Here is a 1,625-nt window from a genome sequence, read left to right as displayed (position 1 = left end):
GGCATCGAAGGCATCGACGCCGCGATCGAACGAGCCGAGGCCTATGCCGAGGCCGGGGCGGACCTGATCTTCACCGAAGCACTGTCCGAGGCCGCCGAATTCGAGAAGTTCCGTGCCGCGGTCGCGATTCCGTTGCTGGCCAACATGACCGAATTCGGCAAGTCCGCACTGATCTCGGCCCAGACGCTGGAGTCCATCGGCTACAACGCCGTCATCTACCCGGTCTCCACCCTGCGGCTGGCGATGTTCGCCGCCGAGGCCGGGCTGCGCGAGATCTACGAACAGGGCACCCAATCCGGTCTGCTCGACCGGATGCAGCATCGCAGCCGCCTCTACGAACTGCTGCAGTACGAGCGCTACAACGAATTCGATTCCGACATCTTCAATTTCGCTCTGGGAAGGGACCAGTGATGACGGACATCGCCGTACCGACCATCTACAAGGGACTCGCCGGTGTCGTCGTCGACACCACCGCGATCTCGAAGGTGGTCCCGGAAACGAACTCGCTGACCTACCGCGGCTACGCCGTGCAGGACCTGGCCGCGCACTGCGCCTTCGAGGAAGTTGCCTACCTGCTCTGGCGTGGTGAGCTGCCCAATCACGTTGAATTGGAACGGTTCTGCCAGCAGGAGCGCGCATCCCGGCGCGCGGACCGGTCGCTGCTGTCGCTGGTGGCGAAGATGCCCGACAACTGCCATCCGATGGACATCGTCCGCACCGCGATCAGCTACCTCGGCGCCGAAGACCCGGCCGAGGACGACAACTCGGCACAGGCCAACCGTGCCAAGGCACTTCGGATGCTCGCCGTACTGCCGACCATCGTGGCCGCCGACCACCGTCGCCGCCACGGCCTGGATCCGATTCCGCCGCACTCCCATCTGGGGTACGCGGAGAACTTCCTGAACATGTGCTTCGGCACGATCCCGTCGCGGGAGCTGGTCAAGGCGTTCGAGGTCTCGCTGATCCTCTACGCCGAGCACAGTTTCAACGCCTCGACCTTCGCGGCCAGGGTCGTCACCTCGACGCTGTCCGACATCTACAGCGCGGTCACCGCCGCCATCGGCGCGCTGAAGGGCCCGCTGCACGGCGGCGCCAACGAGGCGGTCATGCACGACATGCTCGAAATCGGCGATCCCGCTCTGGCTGAGGAGTGGTTGCGCACCAAGCTGGCGCACAAGGACAAGGTGATGGGCTTCGGCCACCGGGTCTACAAGAACGGTGATTCCCGGGTGCCCACGATGAAGAAGGCGTTCCTCGACATCGCCGCCGCGACCGACGGCGGCAAGTGGGTGCGGATGTACGAAATGCTCGAGCGCACCATGGACGAGGCCACCGGCATCAAGCCCAACCTCGACTTCCCGACCGGCCCCGCCTACTACCTGCTCGGATTCGACATCGAGGTGTTCACCCCGATCTTCGTGATGAGCCGCATCACCGGCTGGACCGCGCACATCATCGAGCAGGGCGAATCCAATGCCCTGATCCGGCCACTGAGCGAGTACGTCGGCGTGCCGCAACGGGCGGTCGTGGCCTAGCCCGCCTGTAGTGACTCTCCTTGTGTCCGAGGGTGATTCGGTGGTGACCGGATGAAGAGGGAAGCGGCCATCACTGCGCCGCGCGGCGGT

The 1,625-nt window shown here is 64.9% G+C and carries 2 protein-coding genes; both read left to right on the top strand.

Annotated elements, in window-relative coordinates; translation table 11 throughout:
- On the top strand, positions 1 to 411 hold a 411-nt coding region (locus ACFWPJ_RS32295), incomplete at its 5' end, for an isocitrate lyase/phosphoenolpyruvate mutase family protein (RefSeq protein WP_378857243.1).
- The gene (locus ACFWPJ_RS32290) at positions 411 to 1,535 is read left to right on the top strand and encodes a bifunctional 2-methylcitrate synthase/citrate synthase (protein ID WP_378857241.1); all 1,125 of its coding nucleotides are present in this window, start codon (positions 411 to 413) and stop codon (positions 1,533 to 1,535) included. The genes ACFWPJ_RS32295 and ACFWPJ_RS32290, both read left to right, overlap by 1 nt.
- Positions 1,536 to 1,625 lie beyond the last annotated feature (90 nt).

It is taken from the genome of Nocardia sp. NPDC058497 (assembly GCF_042720195.1).
Taxonomy (GTDB): domain Bacteria; phylum Actinomycetota; class Actinomycetes; order Mycobacteriales; family Mycobacteriaceae; genus Nocardia.
The sequence above is the reverse complement of the archived record's forward strand: the minus strand, read 5'-3'. Positions and strand labels throughout refer to the sequence as shown.

Excerpts from the sequence above, each read along its gene's own strand:
- ACFWPJ_RS32290 (WP_378857241.1), top strand. The coding sequence starts at position 411 with ATGACGGACATCGCCGTACCGACCATCTACAAGGGACTCGCCGGTGTC.